The 14,349-nt window shown below is 67.9% G+C and carries 12 protein-coding genes and 1 pseudogene; 3 read left to right on the top strand and 10 right to left on the bottom strand.

Annotation, left to right across the window (positions count from 1 at the left end; translation table 11 throughout):
* From Q8M82_RS10180 to Q8M82_RS10135, 10 genes are all read right to left on the bottom strand, one after another.
* Nucleotides 1-1,791 (bottom strand): bifunctional sugar phosphate isomerase/epimerase/4-hydroxyphenylpyruvate dioxygenase family protein (locus Q8M82_RS10180; protein WP_305691251.1); only part of this gene is annotated, 1,791 nt, incomplete at its 3' end.
* Between the two features lie 5 nt (nucleotides 1,792-1,796).
* Nucleotides 1,797-2,846 (bottom strand): Gfo/Idh/MocA family protein, encoded by a 1,050-nt coding sequence (locus Q8M82_RS10175; protein ID WP_305691250.1) that lies wholly within the window; start codon nucleotides 2,844-2,846, stop codon nucleotides 1,797-1,799.
* Between the two features lie 184 nt (nucleotides 2,847-3,030).
* The gene (locus Q8M82_RS10170) at nucleotides 3,031-3,768 is read right to left on the bottom strand and encodes an ABC transporter ATP-binding protein (protein ID WP_305691249.1); all 738 of its coding nucleotides are present in this window, start codon (nucleotides 3,766-3,768) and stop codon (nucleotides 3,031-3,033) included.
* Between the two features lie 229 nt (nucleotides 3,769-3,997).
* A complete protein-coding gene (locus tag Q8M82_RS10165) occupies nucleotides 3,998-4,741 on the bottom strand; it encodes an ABC transporter ATP-binding protein (protein ID WP_305691248.1) in 744 nt (247 codons plus the stop codon).
* A complete protein-coding gene (locus Q8M82_RS10160) occupies nucleotides 4,738-5,772 on the bottom strand; it encodes a branched-chain amino acid ABC transporter permease (RefSeq protein WP_305691247.1) in 1,035 nt (344 codons plus the stop codon). The genes Q8M82_RS10165 and Q8M82_RS10160 overlap by 4 nt, the downstream gene beginning before the upstream one ends.
* On the bottom strand, nucleotides 5,769-6,647 hold the full coding sequence (locus Q8M82_RS10155) for a branched-chain amino acid ABC transporter permease (RefSeq protein WP_305691246.1): 879 nt from the start codon (nucleotides 6,645-6,647) through the stop codon (nucleotides 5,769-5,771). Before Q8M82_RS10155 ends, Q8M82_RS10160 begins: the two co-directional genes overlap by 4 nt.
* 251 nt (nucleotides 6,648-6,898) lie before the next feature.
* Nucleotides 6,899-8,035 carry an ABC transporter substrate-binding protein gene (locus tag Q8M82_RS10150; protein WP_305691245.1) on the bottom strand — a complete coding sequence of 379 codons (1,137 nt, stop codon included), beginning with the start codon at nucleotides 8,033-8,035 and terminating at the stop codon, nucleotides 6,899-6,901.
* Between the two features lie 78 nt (nucleotides 8,036-8,113).
* Nucleotides 8,114-8,998: a shikimate dehydrogenase gene (locus Q8M82_RS10145; protein WP_305691244.1), complete on the bottom strand. Its 885-nt coding sequence runs from the start codon at nucleotides 8,996-8,998 to the stop codon at nucleotides 8,114-8,116.
* 113 nt (nucleotides 8,999-9,111) lie between these two features.
* Complete coding sequence (locus Q8M82_RS10140) at nucleotides 9,112-10,041, bottom strand: LysR family transcriptional regulator (protein ID WP_305691243.1); 930 nt, start codon at nucleotides 10,039-10,041, stop codon at nucleotides 9,112-9,114.
* Between the two features lie 97 nt (nucleotides 10,042-10,138).
* On the bottom strand, nucleotides 10,139-10,636 hold the full coding sequence (locus Q8M82_RS10135) for a DUF4142 domain-containing protein (protein WP_305691242.1): 498 nt from the start codon (nucleotides 10,634-10,636) through the stop codon (nucleotides 10,139-10,141).
* A 159-nt stretch (nucleotides 10,637-10,795) separates the two neighbouring features.
* Between Q8M82_RS10135 and Q8M82_RS10130 the strand changes: the two genes are divergently transcribed.
* The 3 genes and pseudogenes from Q8M82_RS10130 to Q8M82_RS10120 all read left to right on the top strand — a co-directional run.
* The gene (locus tag Q8M82_RS10130; protein WP_305691241.1) at nucleotides 10,796-11,548 is read left to right on the top strand and encodes a hypothetical protein; all 753 of its coding nucleotides are present in this window, start codon (nucleotides 10,796-10,798) and stop codon (nucleotides 11,546-11,548) included.
* 179 nt (nucleotides 11,549-11,727) lie between these two features.
* Nucleotides 11,728-13,677 carry an autotransporter assembly complex protein TamA gene (locus Q8M82_RS10125; protein WP_305691240.1) on the top strand — a complete coding sequence of 650 codons (1,950 nt, stop codon included), beginning with the start codon at nucleotides 11,728-11,730 and terminating at the stop codon, nucleotides 13,675-13,677.
* Nucleotides 13,677-14,349, top strand: a pseudogene (locus Q8M82_RS10120) (translocation/assembly module TamB domain-containing protein); the annotation flags it as partial. The gene Q8M82_RS10125 and the pseudogene Q8M82_RS10120, both read left to right, overlap by 1 nt.

Below are 14,349 nucleotides of genomic sequence, written 5' to 3'. Positions count from 1 at the left end.
GCGCCGCTCGACGATCTCGAAGAAGAAGCGCTGCGCGAAGACATGGGTGTAGACCTGCAGGAACTCGGCTTCGCCATCGCGGTCATAGAGGATGTGGTGGTCGCGAAGCGTGTCGATGAAGCCGGGATCGAGCCCGTGCCGCGCTTCGAGGTCCTCGTAGTAGTTTTCGGGGATGGCGAGGAAGGAGAGCCCCGCCTCGCGCATCGCCTGGACCGCGGCGAAGATGTCGGGCGCGCTGAAGGCGATATGCTGCACGCCCGAGCCGAAATGCTCCGAGACGAAGCGAGAGGAGAGGGTGCGAGTCGCCTGCGAGCCGTTGAGCACGAAGCGCACCCCGCCCTCCGGCGAGACCAGGGGCCGGCTCTCCACCAGCCCCGCCGGGTCGGCGATGGCGAGTTGCGGAATCCGCTCCAGCGCGAAGAGCGAGGAGTAGAACAAGAGCCAGGACAACATCTCCTCATAGTCCATCGACTGCGAGATGTGGTCGACCCGCGCCAGCCGGTCGGGGGAGGGCACGTCGGCCACGCGCGGAACCGCCTCGAAATCCCGCTCCCAGATCTGGCCGAGTTCGCCGCTGGGCTGGGTGAAGTAGATCAGCGATCCGCCGACGCCGCGGATCGCGGGAATATGCAGCTCGCCCGGCCCGACCGCCTGCTCGAAGCTCTGGATCTTCAGCCCCAGCGCGCGGGTCATCGCCTGCTCGACATCGTCGACGCGCAAGGCAATCGCACAGGCGCCCGGCCCGTGCATGATCGCGTGCGACTGGGCGAAGCCGTCCGTCTCGGTGTTGAGCAGCAGGTTGATGCCGCCCTGGCTCCAGCGGGAGACCGCCTTGCTGACATGTTGTCCGGAATGGCGGAAGCCGAGCGCCGCCAAGAGCTTGGCGAGTTCGGCCGCGGTCTCCTCGTCGAGCGCGAACTCGATGAACTCGACATCGAGCACCTTGGCACGCGCCGGCAGATGCGGCTGCGCCTGGTCGGCGAGCGCGATCAGCGAGCGCATGCCGTCGGTCGCAAGGCGGCGCGCCGAACCGGCCCGGAACTGGTCGTTGAAGATCTCGTGCGAGAGCGGTCCCTTATATCCGGTCTGGGCCACCGCCCGCATGAACTCGGCCACCGCCAGATCGCCCTGGCCGGGGAAGCAGCGGAAATGCCGGCTCCAGCTCAGGACGTCCATGTCGAGCTTGGGCGCATCCGCCAGCTGGACCAGGAAGATGCGGTCACCGGGTATCGAGGCGATGGGCGAGAGCGGCGACGGACGTGCCAACGTGTGGAAGGAATCGAGGATCAGCCCGATCCGCTGATGCTCCGCCCGGCGCACGATCTCCCAGGCGTCGCGGTAGTCGTTGACGTGCCGGCCCCAGGCCAGCGCCTCGTAGCCGACGCGCACGCCGAAGCGCGCGGCGAGCTCGCCGAGTTCGTGGAAATCCGCCGCCGCGCGGTCGATCCCGCCGAGCGCCTGCGGCGACACGTTCGAGCAGATCAGCATCAGCTCGGTGCCGAGCTCGTTCATGATCGCGAATTTGCGCTCGGCCCGGGCAAAGCCCCGCGCCCGCAGCGGCTCCGGCATGCCCTCGAAATCGCGGAAGGGCTGGAAGGCGCAGATCCTCATGCCGAGATCGGCGACCATGCGGCCGACCTCGCGCGGTCCCCCGTCGAAGGTGAGGAAATCGTTCTCGAACACCTCGACCGCGTCGAACCCGGCCGCCGCGATCGCCTGGAGCTTTTCCGCGAGGTCGCCGCTGAGCGAGACGGTGGCGATCGAGGTCGGGTTCGGCGCGGGGTTCGTCATCGCTGTCAGCCTTCCGTCCGGTCGATGGTGACGGGCTCGCCCCGCCGCGCCGCCTCGGCGACCGCTTCGATCACCGCGAGCGTCCGGGCCGCATCGGCCGCATCGGTGATCGGCGTCTCCGTGCCGCGGATGACGGCGCCAAAATGCCGGATCTGCTCGGCCAGCGGCTCCAGCGGCGTCAGCGGCAGGCTGTCGCGCAGCAACGGCTCCCACCAGCCCTGGCGGCCCTCATAATGCCAGCGGTCGAGCGCCGGCACGGAGAGCGAGCCCTCGCTGCCCGCGATCAGGTAGCAGAGTCCGTCGCGCTGCGGGTAGGCCTTGTTCTCGCCGGAGGACAATTCCCAGCTCCAGGGCGTCGGCGTCACGTCGGAGACGGTCGCCGTGCCGAGCGCCCCGTTTTCGAAGCGGAAGACAAGGGCGGCGGTGTCCTCCACCGCAAAGCCGCGCGTCGCGTTCGAGGTCATCGCCTGCACGCTCTCGATCTCGCCGCAGATGAAGCGGAGGTTGTCGATGTCGTGGATCAGGTTGATCAGCACCGGCCCTCCGCCGGGCTCGCGCCGCCAGGCGACGTCGAAATAGTCGTCGGGCTTGCGGATCAGGAAGAGCGAGGTCACGGCGACCAGCCGGCCGATGCCGCCCTCGCGCACCAGCTTGCGCGCCGCCTTGACGATCGGGTTATGGCGCCGGTGATGGCCGCCGAGAACCGGCACGCCGGTCCGCTTCTGCACCGCGACCAGCCGCTGCGCCGCAGCCACGCTCTCCGCCAGCGGCTTCTCGATCAGCACCGGCACGCCGGCTTCGAGGCATTCGATCGCGCCGGGCACATGCAGCGCGTTCGGCGTCGCGATGATCGCGCCGTCCGGCGTCATCGCCGCCAGCATCTCCGTGATCGAGCCGAACCAGGGCGTGCCGCGCTCGGCGGCCAGCGCCTTCGCCGCATCGGTCGGATCGCAGATCGCGGCGCAGTCGCAGTCGCTGGAGGCATCCAGCCGCTCCAGATGCGCCCGCCCGATCAGGCCGGCGCCGACGAGGGCGATGTTGAGGCGGGTGGTCATGTTTGGATGCCTTTTGCAGAGCGGCGACGTGCCCCCTCTCCCCTTGCGGGAGAGGGCTGGGGTGAGGGGTCGCACTGCGCTTGCCGATGAGAACGGAAAGGTTGGCCCGACCCCTCATCCGTCAGCGCTTCGCGCTGCCACCTTCTCCCGCAAGGGGAGAAGGGAAGGGTGGTCGCACCGCCCATCACGCCGCCTCCGTCAGTGCGCCACCCAAAAACAACTGCGCCACGCGCGGATCGGCGAGGATCTCGGCGGCCGGGCCCTGCATCCGGGTCTGGCCGAGTTCGAGCACGAGGCCTTCGTCCGAGATCTCCAGCGCCGAGCGGGCGTTCTGCTCGATCATCAGGATGGTGACACCCTTGGCCCGCAGCTCCATCAGGATCGCGAAGGTCTCCTGCACCAGCATCGGCGAGAGCCCGATCGAGGGCTCGTCGATCAGCACGAGCTTGGGGTCGAGCAGGAGCCCGCGGACGATCTCGAGCTGCTTCTGCTGTCCGCCCGACAGCGTCGAGGCCTGGACATCGGCCTTGGCGCGCAGCGCCGGAAAACGGTCGAGCGCCGCCTCGATCCGCTTGGGCATGTCGGTGATGTGCGCGCCCGCCGCGACCGCGCCGAGTTCGAGATTGTGGCGCACCGACAGCTCGGGGAAGATGTTGCGCCCCTGCGGGACATAGCAGATGCCGGCCTCGAGCAGCTTGCGCTGGCTCCAGTTGGTGATGTCGGTGCCCTCCAGCCGGATCGCGCCCTCGCGCAGCTTGAGCAGGCCGAAGATCGCCTTGAACACGGTCGATTTCCCGGCGCCATTCGGGCCGATCACGGTGGTGATGGCGGCGCGGCGCACCTTGAACGTCGTGCCGTTCAGGATGGTCATGGCGCCATAGCCGCCGACCACGCCGTCGAGTTCGAGGATGGGGGTGGTCATGGCGCGGGCCTCCTTTCGAACTGCACTGAGCAAGATCGGCAAAGCGCTTCCCCTCCCCCTGGTGGGGAGGGGATAGGGGTGGGGGGCGATCGACTGGGTAAATCACCAGGTAGCAAAGATCCTCCGCCGGCGCGTTCGATCCAAAGACCGCTCACCAGGCGGGGCGCCCCCCACCCCCACCCCCACCCCACCCGGGGGAGGGGAGTTGCGGTCGTCGCGGCCTTCATCGCTAATGCCCCAGATACGCGTCGATCACGGCCGGGTTGGCGCGGACCTCGACCGGCGTGCCTTCCGCCAGCACCCGCCCTTCCGCCAGCACGATGACGCGCGAGCACAGGCTCATCACGAAATCCATGTTGTGCTCGATCACGACGAAGGTCGCACCCTGCTCGGCGTTGATCGCCCGCAGCCGCTCCTTGAGATCGCCCAGCATGGTCAGGTTGACGCCACCGGCCGGCTCGTCGAGCAGCACGAGGCGGGGGCCGGCCATGAAGGCCATCGCCGCGTCGAGCAGCTTCTGCTGGCCGTAGCTGAGCCCGCCCGCCTTGGCGTCGGCCAGATGGCCGAGCTTGAAGAAGCCGATCATCTGCTCGGCCTTCTCGGTGAGCCCGGCATCGCGCGCGCCGAAGAGGCGCGACAGCATCGTGCCCTCATGCTCCTGTCCGGCGAGGATCAGGTTCTCGCGCACGGTCAGCTCGGGAAAGACCTGCAAAAGCTGGAAGGTGCGGCTGACGCCGAGCCGGTTCAGCGCGGAAGGGCGCATATGGGTGACCTCGCGGCCATCCAGTTTCACGCGCCCTTCCGTCGGCTCGAGCTGGCCGAGGATGCAGTTGAACAGGGTCGACTTGCCGCAGCCATTGGGGCCGATGATGCCGAGGATCTCGCCCTCCTGCACCGAGAAGGAGACGCCGTTCACCGCCTTGATACCGCCGAACGCCTTGTGGAGATTGTCGACTTCGAGAACCGTGTTCATCGGCCGTCTCCCCGCTTGCCGGTGAGTTTTGCCCAGGCCCGCTCCATCAGCCCGCTCACCCCCTGCGGGCAGGCGATCAGCAGCAGCATGACGATGGCCGCGAAGATGATCAGGTAGAGCGAGCCGGCGAAACGCAGCCATTCCGGCAGCACGACGCCCAGCAGCGCCCCCACAAAGGGCCCGAGCAGATAGCCCGAGCCGCCCGCCACCACCATCAGCAGCAGGAAGAAGCTCTGCGACAGCGAGAAGGGCGAGGGGTCGATGAACTCGACCAGCGGCGCATAGAGCGCGCCGGCGAAACCCGCATAGGCAGAGCCGATGGCGAAGGCGAGCAGCGTATAGGCGCGGGTGTCGATCCCCAGGCTCGCGGCGCGGATCGGGTTCTCGCGCAGCGCCGTGAAAGCGCGGCCCCAGGGTGAGCGGATCAGCCACCAGAGCGCGACCGCCAGGATGAGCGTCACCACGACGACGAAGCGGTGGAATTCCAGCGCGCCGAACAGCTTGATGCCGAAGAAATCCGGCCGGTTGATGTTGGAGATGCCGAAGACGCCGCCGGTCAGCCATTGCTCGTTGCGTAAGGCCAGCCAGACCAGCGTCGAGAAGGCGAGCGTCACGAAGGCGAGGTAATGCGCCTTCACCCGCAGCGCCGGGAAGCCCAGCACGATGCCGACAGCGAAGGTCAGCAGCCCCGAGAGCCCGAAGGCGGCATACCAGGAGACGCCGTACTTCGTCGTCAGGATCGCGGTGGTGTAGGCGCCCAGCCCCATGAAGGCGGCCTGCGCCAGCGATTTCAGCCCGGCATAGCCCAGCGTCAGGTTCAGCCCCATCACGGCAATGCTCATCACCAGCCAGAGCGAGAGCACATAGGTGCCGTAGCGGCCCATGCCGACCGGCGCGAACCAGAGGATCACGGCGCCCGCCAGCAGCGTCAGGAAGGTGCCGTCGATCGTGCCGCCAAGCGGCAGTCGCGCGAGGCGAGGGGAGGAGGCGAGGCCGCTGCCCGCGGCGGGTCGGGTCGCTTGCACGGTCATACGCGGCGCTCCTCTTTGCGACCCATCAGGCCTTCCGGCTTGAGCAGGATGATCACGACGAGCAGGACGAGCGGCACGGCCAGGCGGTAGGAGCTCGAGACATAGGCCGCCGCCATCGAGTCGACGATGCCGACGATCAGCCCGCCGACCAGCGCGCCGCGGACCTGGTTGAAGCCGCCGACGATGGCGGCAATGAAGGCGAACAGGCCGATGACCTCGCCATTCGAGAACTTCGCCAGATAGATCGGCGAGATCAGCACCGAGGCGACGACGGCGAGAGCCGCGTTGATCACGAAGGTCAGCAGCACCATCCGCTCGACCGGAATGCCGAGGATGCGCGCCACGGTGGGGTTCTGCGCGGTCGCCTGCATCTGCCGGCCGAGCCGCGTGCCGCCGACGAACCATTGCAGCAGCCCGATGACGGCGAAGGCGCAGGCGATGATCGCCAGATGCTGCAGCGAGATCGCGGCGCCGAAGACCTCGATCGTCTGCGTCGGCACGAAGGAGGGGAAATTCTGCGCCTCGGCCGAGAAGCCGTCCTTGGCGCCCTCCTTCATGATGATCGACAGCGCCATGGTGGCGATGGCGAGCGGCAGCACGCCGTGCTTGATCATCGGATCGACGACGGTGAGCTTGAAGCCGACGCCGAAGATCAGGATGAAGGCGGCGATGCCGATCAGCGCGCCCAGCCAGACCGGCGCGCCAAACAGCTTGATCGCGAGCAGCACCAGCACCGCCGGAAGCATGACGAACTCGCCCTGGGCGAAGTTGATCGTCTGCGAGGTCTGCCAGACCAGCGTGAAGCCGATCGCAGCCAGCGCATAGATCGCGCCCGTGGCGATGCCGGCGATGAGATAGGCGATGAATTCGGCCATGGGTGTGCCTCGCTCGATTAGGCTGTTTGAAGCGCGATGATGTCGCTCACCCCTCCGCCGTCATCCTGGGCGACCGAAGGTCGTCCCGGGATCCATCATAGGGCATCGTCGGAGCCCTATGATGGATCCCGGAGCTGCGCCGCTTCGCGGCTTGTCCAGGATGACGCCGTCTTTCCGAGCAAAATCACCTTGCTTGGCTCGACCCTTCCCCTCCCCACGAGGGGGAGGGGTCTCGGTCGTGGTCCCGCGACTTACGGCTTGATCTTCGGCAGCGTCGCCGTGATCACCTGCTTGCCGTTCTGGACCTCGGCGAGGAAGCTCTCGCGGTCGAGGTCGCCATTGGCCTCGATCGTGGTCTCGATCAGGATGCCGGGCTCGTCGGAGGGCTTGATCGTCGCGCCGCGCAGCGTGTCGGCGACGCCCTTCTTGTCGAATTTCTTCTGCTTTTCGGTCGCCCATTTGATCATGTGGACGGCCATGTAGCCCTTCAGCCCGTTATGGTCGGAAGGCTGGTTGTACTTCGCCTGGAACTTCTTGCCGAACTCCTGGAAGGCCGGGATCGGCGCGTCGATCGACAGGCCGACATGGCCGCGCACGCCGTTGGCGGCGTCGCCGGCGAGCTCGATCACCTTGGCGCCGAGCAGCGTCGTCTCGCCGACCATCGGCTTGGTGATGCCCTGCTGCTTGGCGGCACGCAGGAAGCGGGCGCTCTCCTCCTCGTTCAGATAGACGAAGACCGCGTCGGCATTGGCGTTACGGATCTTGATCGCGTCGGCGGCGAAATCGGCCTGGCCCTGCTCGGTCGATACGTCGGCCGCGACCTTGATGCCGACCTTCTCGAGCTCGGGGATGATCGCGTCGCGCCCGCCCTTGCCGAAGTCGTTGTTGACCCAGACGACGGCGACCGAGCCGGCCTTCACGGTGTCCTTGAGGTACTTGGCGATCTTCGGCATCGCAGCCGCCTGGCTGAGCGAGGTGCGGAACAGATACTGGTTGCCCTGCTTGGTCAGGCCGGCCGCCTCGCCACCGACGATCTGCGCGATCTCGGCGCGCTGGGCGATCTGCATGGAGGCGCCGATCGGGCCGGAGAAGACCGGGCCGAGCACCGCATAGGTGCCTTCGTCGATGGCGCGCTGCACAGCGGCGCGGGTGTTTCCGGGGTTGGTCTGCGTGTCGTAATGCACGATCTCGATCTGCCGGCCGAGAATGCCACCCTTGGCGTTGATGTCGGCGACGGCGAGGTCGATGCCGTTCTTCCAGTTGGTGCCGGCGGTGGCGCCTGCGCCCGACAATTCGACGACGTTGACGAGCTTCACCTTCTCCTGCGCCAGCGCGGGCGCAGCCAGCCCGGCCGTCACGGCCGCGGCAATGATCCATGGGGTCTTCATTGTTGTCTCCTCCAGCTTTGGTTTGGTCTTCTTGATCTTCTTGGGCGGCCCTCGGGCCGTGTTTGACGTGGCGTGATCTCAGGCTGCGCGGTGCTTGGCCTCCTGCGCGGCGAGCGATCGGTCGAAGGCGTCGGCGATCGCGCCCTCCGGGGCCTGAACCCCGGTGAACAGTGCGAAGGCGTCGACGGCCTGATTGATGCTGAGCTCGCGCCCCGTCATCACCATGGCGCCCGCCTTCTGCGCGGCTTTGAGCAGCGGTGTCCAGAGCGGATGATAGACCGCGTCCGCGACCCACTGCGACTTTCGGATGAGATCGGCCGGGATGGGGCTGTCGCGGTTCGGCAGCATGCCGACCGGCGTGCCGTTGACGAGCCCGGCCGCCCCCGACACAGCGGCTTCGACGCTGCTGCAGATCTCGACTCGCGCGCGCTCGCCGATTTGCTCGGCTAAAGCCTGCGCCTTGGCGCGGTCGCTGTCGTAGAGCCGCAGATGGGTGACGCCGCCGCCCGCCAGCGCGAAGCCGATCGCCTTGCCCACCCCGCCTGTGCCGATGATCGCGACCGGAGCGTCGCCATCGGCACGGCCGAGCGCACGATAGGCGGTGGCGAAGCCGGTCGCGTCGGTGTTGTGGCCGGTCAGCACGCCGTCGCGTGCCACGACCGTGTTGACGGCCCCCATCGCGCGCGCTTCGGGAGAGAGCGCGTCGAGCAGCGGGACCACCGCTTCCTTGTAAGGGTAGGTGACGTTGACGCCCGAAAATCCCATGCGCCGCACGCCGTCGAGCATCGCCGTGAGATCGGCTTGGCCTGCGCCGGCGACCTCGATCAGATGGTAATGCAGCTCGAAACCGGCCGCGCGTGCGGCGGCCTCATGCATCGCGGGCGCGGCGGAGTGGGCGATCGGCGTGCCGATCAGGCCCAGCAGCACGCGCTTCGTCCGGTTGGCGATGGCAATGTCCGGCATCGTCTCGTCCCTGTGTGGCTCGCCCATCGTCTTAGCAGGCGTTGCCGCCATCAGATAAGCCGATCGTCCTCGCTAACGCGATGACCAATTTGATCGCATAACCTAACCTGATGTTATCCTGCCAGCCGGCCGCGGACCTCTGGGGCACGCCGCCTCACCACCGCATCCATCTCCTGCCGCAGCAGCGTCACGAAGGTCTCGGCATAGACGGACGGCGCCTTGTCGTTCTTGATCGCGACATAGGTCTGGAACTGCGTCGGCTCCGCGATCGGGATGGTGGCGATGCCCTGCATCGAGCCATGCGCCACGGTGAACTGGTCGATCACGGCGATGCCGAGCCCCGCCCGCACCAGCGAGCAGACGGTCGTGCCGAAGCGCGCCTTGATGACGATGTCGTAGGCGAGGCCCTGGCGGCTGAAGATCTCGGCCATGATCCGGCCATAGGGGTCGTTGGGGTCGATGCCGATCAGCGGGTGGCGCACGATGTCCGACGCCGAGATGACGGTCTGCGTCGCCAGCTCATGGCCCTCGGGCACGATGCAGAGCAGCTCGCCCATCGACAGCGGCACGAAGTCGATGCCGGGATGGTCGAGCTTGTAGCTCATCGCCGCGATTTCGCCGCGCCCGAGCAGGAGGTAATCGAGCGCCTCCTCGATCTTGAGGATGTTGATGTCGAGCCGGAGATCGGGGTGCTTGCGCTTCAGCTTCTCGATCGCGCGCGGCACCATCACATGGCAGATGCTCGGCACCGAGCCGATGCGCAATTCGATGCCGCCGCCGCGCTCGATCCGCGCCAGCGTGTAATGGAGGTCGTCGACCTTTTTGTAGACGCCGTTGATCTGCTCGAAGATGTCGTTGGCCTCCGGCGTCGGCACATAGCGCCCGTGCCGGCGCTCGAACAGCTTCAGCCGCAGCGTCTTTTCGGTGTGCTTCATCAGCCGGCTGATGCCCGGCGCCGACACCGCGAGCAGCTTGGCCGCGCCGCTGATCGTGCCGGTGATCATGATGGCGCGGATCACCTCGATCTGCCGCAAGGTGAGCATGGCCTTCTTCGTCCCCTGAGCGTCTTTTGACACCGAGCGGAGGGGAGCGCCGCCCGGCTGTCAAGCCAACGGGGCAGGGGAAGGCGGCCGGAGACGGCTATTGCGGCTTGGGCAGAGCCCTGGCCTCGGCGTCGAGCTTCTGCAGGACCGGCAGCGTCTTCTCGGCGAAAGCCTTCAGCTCGGGATCCGAACCCGTCTCCGCATAGGCCGCGATGACCGCGAGGCTCTCCTCCTGCGCCTGCCGCTGCGCCGCGACATAGGCGCGGTCGAATTCCGGCCCCTGGAGTGCCGCGAGGTCGCGCAGCAGATCGAGCTGGCGCCCATCGGGGCGCTCCGGCAGCGCGATGTCGGAGCGCTTGGCGATGATCTGCCTGAGGCTGCTGCCGGTGGTGCCGCGATCATTGGCGAGCCGGTGGGCGAAGCTCTTGATCTCGGGCGAGCTCGTCTTGTGCAAAGCGAGCGTCGCCGATTCGACCGCGAACATCGTCGAGACCGCGGCCTTGTGGACGAAATCCTGCGGCGGCAATGCGGTCTGGGCGCCGGCACTGATCGACGAGATCAGGGTCGCGGTCACGATCGGGAGAAGCCGTTTCATCGCGGCGCACTGCCTTTCCGGGGTCTGTGGATATGAGGTCAACCCGCCTGCGCCGCAGCGGTTCCCCATGGCCGCAGGGGTGGCCTCGCGCGCGTCGCTCGTGCAGGGTGCGCCCCGAACACCGGCCAGCCGGGACGATAGGACAGGGACGAGACGCCGATGCCCACCACGAACGAGACCCTGCGCGATGCGCTGGTCGCCGCCCGCCGCGACAAGGCCCTGATCGAGATGACCGAGCAGCCGGTTCCCGCCTCCTTCCTCGAAGGGCTGGGCGTGCAGGCCGACATCGCCAGGGCGCTCGGCCATGCGCAAGCCGGCTGGAAGGTCGCCATCGCCGAGGACGGCACGCCCGTCGCCGGCCTGATGCCCGGCCCCTGGCTCGCCCCCGGTGACGTCTATGACGGCGCGATCGGAGCCGAACTGCGCGTCGAGATCGAGATCGCGCTGCGGCTGGCCAGAGACGTTCCGATGCGGCTGAGTGAGCCCTATTCGCGGGCCGAACTGCTGGAGCATTGCGACAAGGCCTATCTCGGCATCGAGATCGTCGAGAGCCGGCTGGCCAACTGGCAGGGCGTGCCCTTTGCGCTCTGGCTGGCCGACGCGCTCGGCCATGGCGGCTATTATCTCGGCCAGGAACTCGACATGAAGGTGCTCGACGAGGTCGCGGAGCTGAACTGCTTCATCGCTCTCAACGGCGTCACGATCTATGACCGGCCGGCGGTGCATTCCAACGGCGATCCGGTGGCGCCCTTCCTCGCCTGGGCCAACCGCAAGGACGAGCTGATGGGCGGTCTGCGCGCCGGCCAGATCGTCACCACCGGCAGCCTTTGCGGCGGCGTGCTGTCGCCGGGCAAGGGCGAGATCGTCACGAAGCTCGCCCCGCTGGGCGGCATTTCGCTAACGCTTCGTTAGCCAAGACGATCAAATCCGCCGCATTTGCCCGTGCTAGCCATCTTTGCCTATGGTTGAGCGCGGAACATCGGTAGGGTGTTTCTGTTGCGTCGTGCGGGGGGTTGCTTGGAGGTCGGATGCGGTCCTGGAGGAGAGCGGGCAGCGCGGTTGCGCTGAGCGGAAGCTGTGCGCTCGCCCTGATGGCCGGTCTGCGGCCCGCGCCGGTGCAGGCTTTCGACCTGTCGTCGCTGGATCTGTTCGGGCTGTTCACCAAGAAGGAAGAGCCGCCCGCGGCCTCGGCTGCGACGCTGCCCTACCGGCTCGATTTCGACCTCGGCGAGGCCGATGACGCGAAGGCGCTGACACGCACGCTGCAGGATGCCTCGCTCCTCTACCGCCTGCGCCAGGACGCGCCGCCTGATGGCGAGACGCTGGCGCGGCGCATGGCCGCCGATCTCAATCCCCTGGTCGATGCGCTCTGGTCGCAGGGCTATTTCAACGCCGAGGTCGCGCTCGTGGTCGACGGCGTCGCGCTGCGCGTCGGCGCCGAGCCCGATGCGAGGCTGATCCGCGCGCTCGAATCGCATCGCAACCGCGAGCCTGTGCCGATCACCGCGACGATCAGGCCGGGCCCCGTCTTCGCGCTGCGCCAAGTCGATGTCGCCGAGCGTGGCGCGTCAGGCGCGCCCGCCATTTCCGATCCGCTCAAGGTCAGCCGGCTCAAGCCGGGCGACCCCGCGACCTCCGCCTCGCTGCGGGCGGCGCGGGCAGCGCTGGTCGATCATCTGCGCGCCCAGTCGCGGCCGCTCGCCAAGGTCGTCGAGCTGCGCCCGGTCGTCGACCATGCCGCGCGCGTGATGGACATCACCTATGTGGTCGAGCCCGGTCCGATCGCCGGCTTCGGCACGGTCTCGGTGACGGAAACCGGGGACATCCCGCCTGCCGTCATCCGCTCCTTCATCTATCTCGAACCGGGTGATCCCTATTCGCCCAAGGCGCTCACCGACACCCGCAAATCGGTCGCGACGGTGCCCGCCGTCGGCTCGGTGCGGATCCGCGAGGCCGAGAGCCTGGACGGCGCCGGCAACCTGCCGATCTTCGTCGAGGTGACCGAGCGCCCCAAGCGCCTGCTCGGCTTCTCGGCGCGCTATTCCACCATCGACGGCCCGGCGGTGAAGACCTATTGGGAACACCGCAACCTGTTCGGCGGCGCCGAGCGCTTGCGCCTGGAGGCCGACGTCTTCCTCGCGCCCCGCATCGACGGCACCAAAATCACCAAGTTCGAGGATTTCGAGCGCTCCGATCTCGGCGGCCGCTTCTCCTTCAGCTTCCTCAAGCCGGCACTCGGCGGCAGCCGCTTTGACTGGCTGCTCGATGGCGTCGCGACGCGCCAGCGCATCGGCACCAACCGCTTCGGCGGCTACACCGCCCGCTACGGCAACGTCACCACCGCGATCCAGCGCCGCTTCAGCGACACCTTCTCGGTTCAGGCCGGCATCGAGGTCGAGCGCGGCCAGACCTCGGACGTGCTCGGCCAGGTCGATTACACTCTGGTCGGCATTCCGCTTTCGGTGAAATACGATTCGACCGACAGCCTGCTCGACGCCACGCGCGGCATCCGCGCCACTGCCTCCGTCGCGCCCTATCCGACCTTCCTCGGCTCGACCGTGGGGATCGTCCAGAGCAAGGCCTCGCTCGCCGCCTTTTATGCGCTCGACGAGGATGCCCGCTATGTCCTCGCCGGGCGCGTCGGGTTGGGCTCGATTTCCGGCGCCGATCTCGATGAGATCCCGGCGACGCGGCGCTTCTATGCCGGCGGCGGCGGCTCGGTGCGCGGCTATGCCTATCGCACCCTCTCGCCGCTCGGGCCGCTCAATCGCCTGACCGGCGGCCGCAGCCTGTTCGAGGCCTCGCTGGAGGCGCGCATCAAGGTCACCGACACGATCGGCGTGGTGCCCTTCTTCGATGCCGGCACCGCCTTCGAGGGCAGCGTGCCCGACTTCAAGCAGCGCCTGCAGATGGCCGCAGGGCTGGGCCTGCGCTACTATACAGCCATCGGGCCGATCCGCGTCGACGTCGCCGCGCCGCTCAATCCGCGCAAGGGCGACAAGCCCGTCGCGCTTTATGTCAGCATCGGGCAGTCCTTCTGATGCGCCGCATTTTCACATCGCTGCGGCCGCTGACGCTCCGCCTGGCCCTGCCGGCCTTGCTGCTGCTCGCCGGCCTCTCCGCTTTCGCGCCCTTCGGCGGTTTCGCCCAGAACGCTCAGACCGATCGCGGCGTCGTCGCCGACCTGATTTCGAAGGCGCTCTCCAGCGACACCAGCCAGGTCTCGATCGGCGCGGTCAACGGCGCGCTCTCCTCGGATGTCGAGATCCGCGACATCGTGCTCTCGGACCGGGACGGTCCCTGGCTGCGGCTCGACCGCGTCCGCCTGATCTGGACGCGCAGCGCGCTGCTGCTGCGCCGCCTCGACGTCGACCGGCTCGAGATCGGCCGGCTCGAACTGTTGCGCCGCCAGGCGCCTCAGCCGGCGGGCGCCGCGCCTCCGCCCGATCAGCCGATCCTGCCGGAACTGCCGCTCAAGGTCATCGTCCGCGCCTTCCAGCTCAACGAACTCGTGCTGGGCGAGCCGGTGATCGGCGTGGCGGCCCGGCTCGGCGCCACCGGGTCGGCGACGCTGGGCCCGCCGAGCGAGGGGCTCGACCTCAAGCTCGCGGCGCGCCGCCTCGATGCCGGCGGCCAGTTCGACGTCAACATCGCCTTCGTGCCCGAGACGACGCGGCTCCAGCTCGGGATCAAGCTCGACGAGCCCGCCGGCG

It is taken from the genome of Allobosea sp. (genome assembly GCF_030694325.1).
Taxonomy (GTDB): domain Bacteria; phylum Pseudomonadota; class Alphaproteobacteria; order Rhizobiales; family Beijerinckiaceae; genus Allobosea.
Note: the sequence above shows the minus strand (reverse complement) of the source record. Positions and strands in the feature narration are given on the sequence as shown.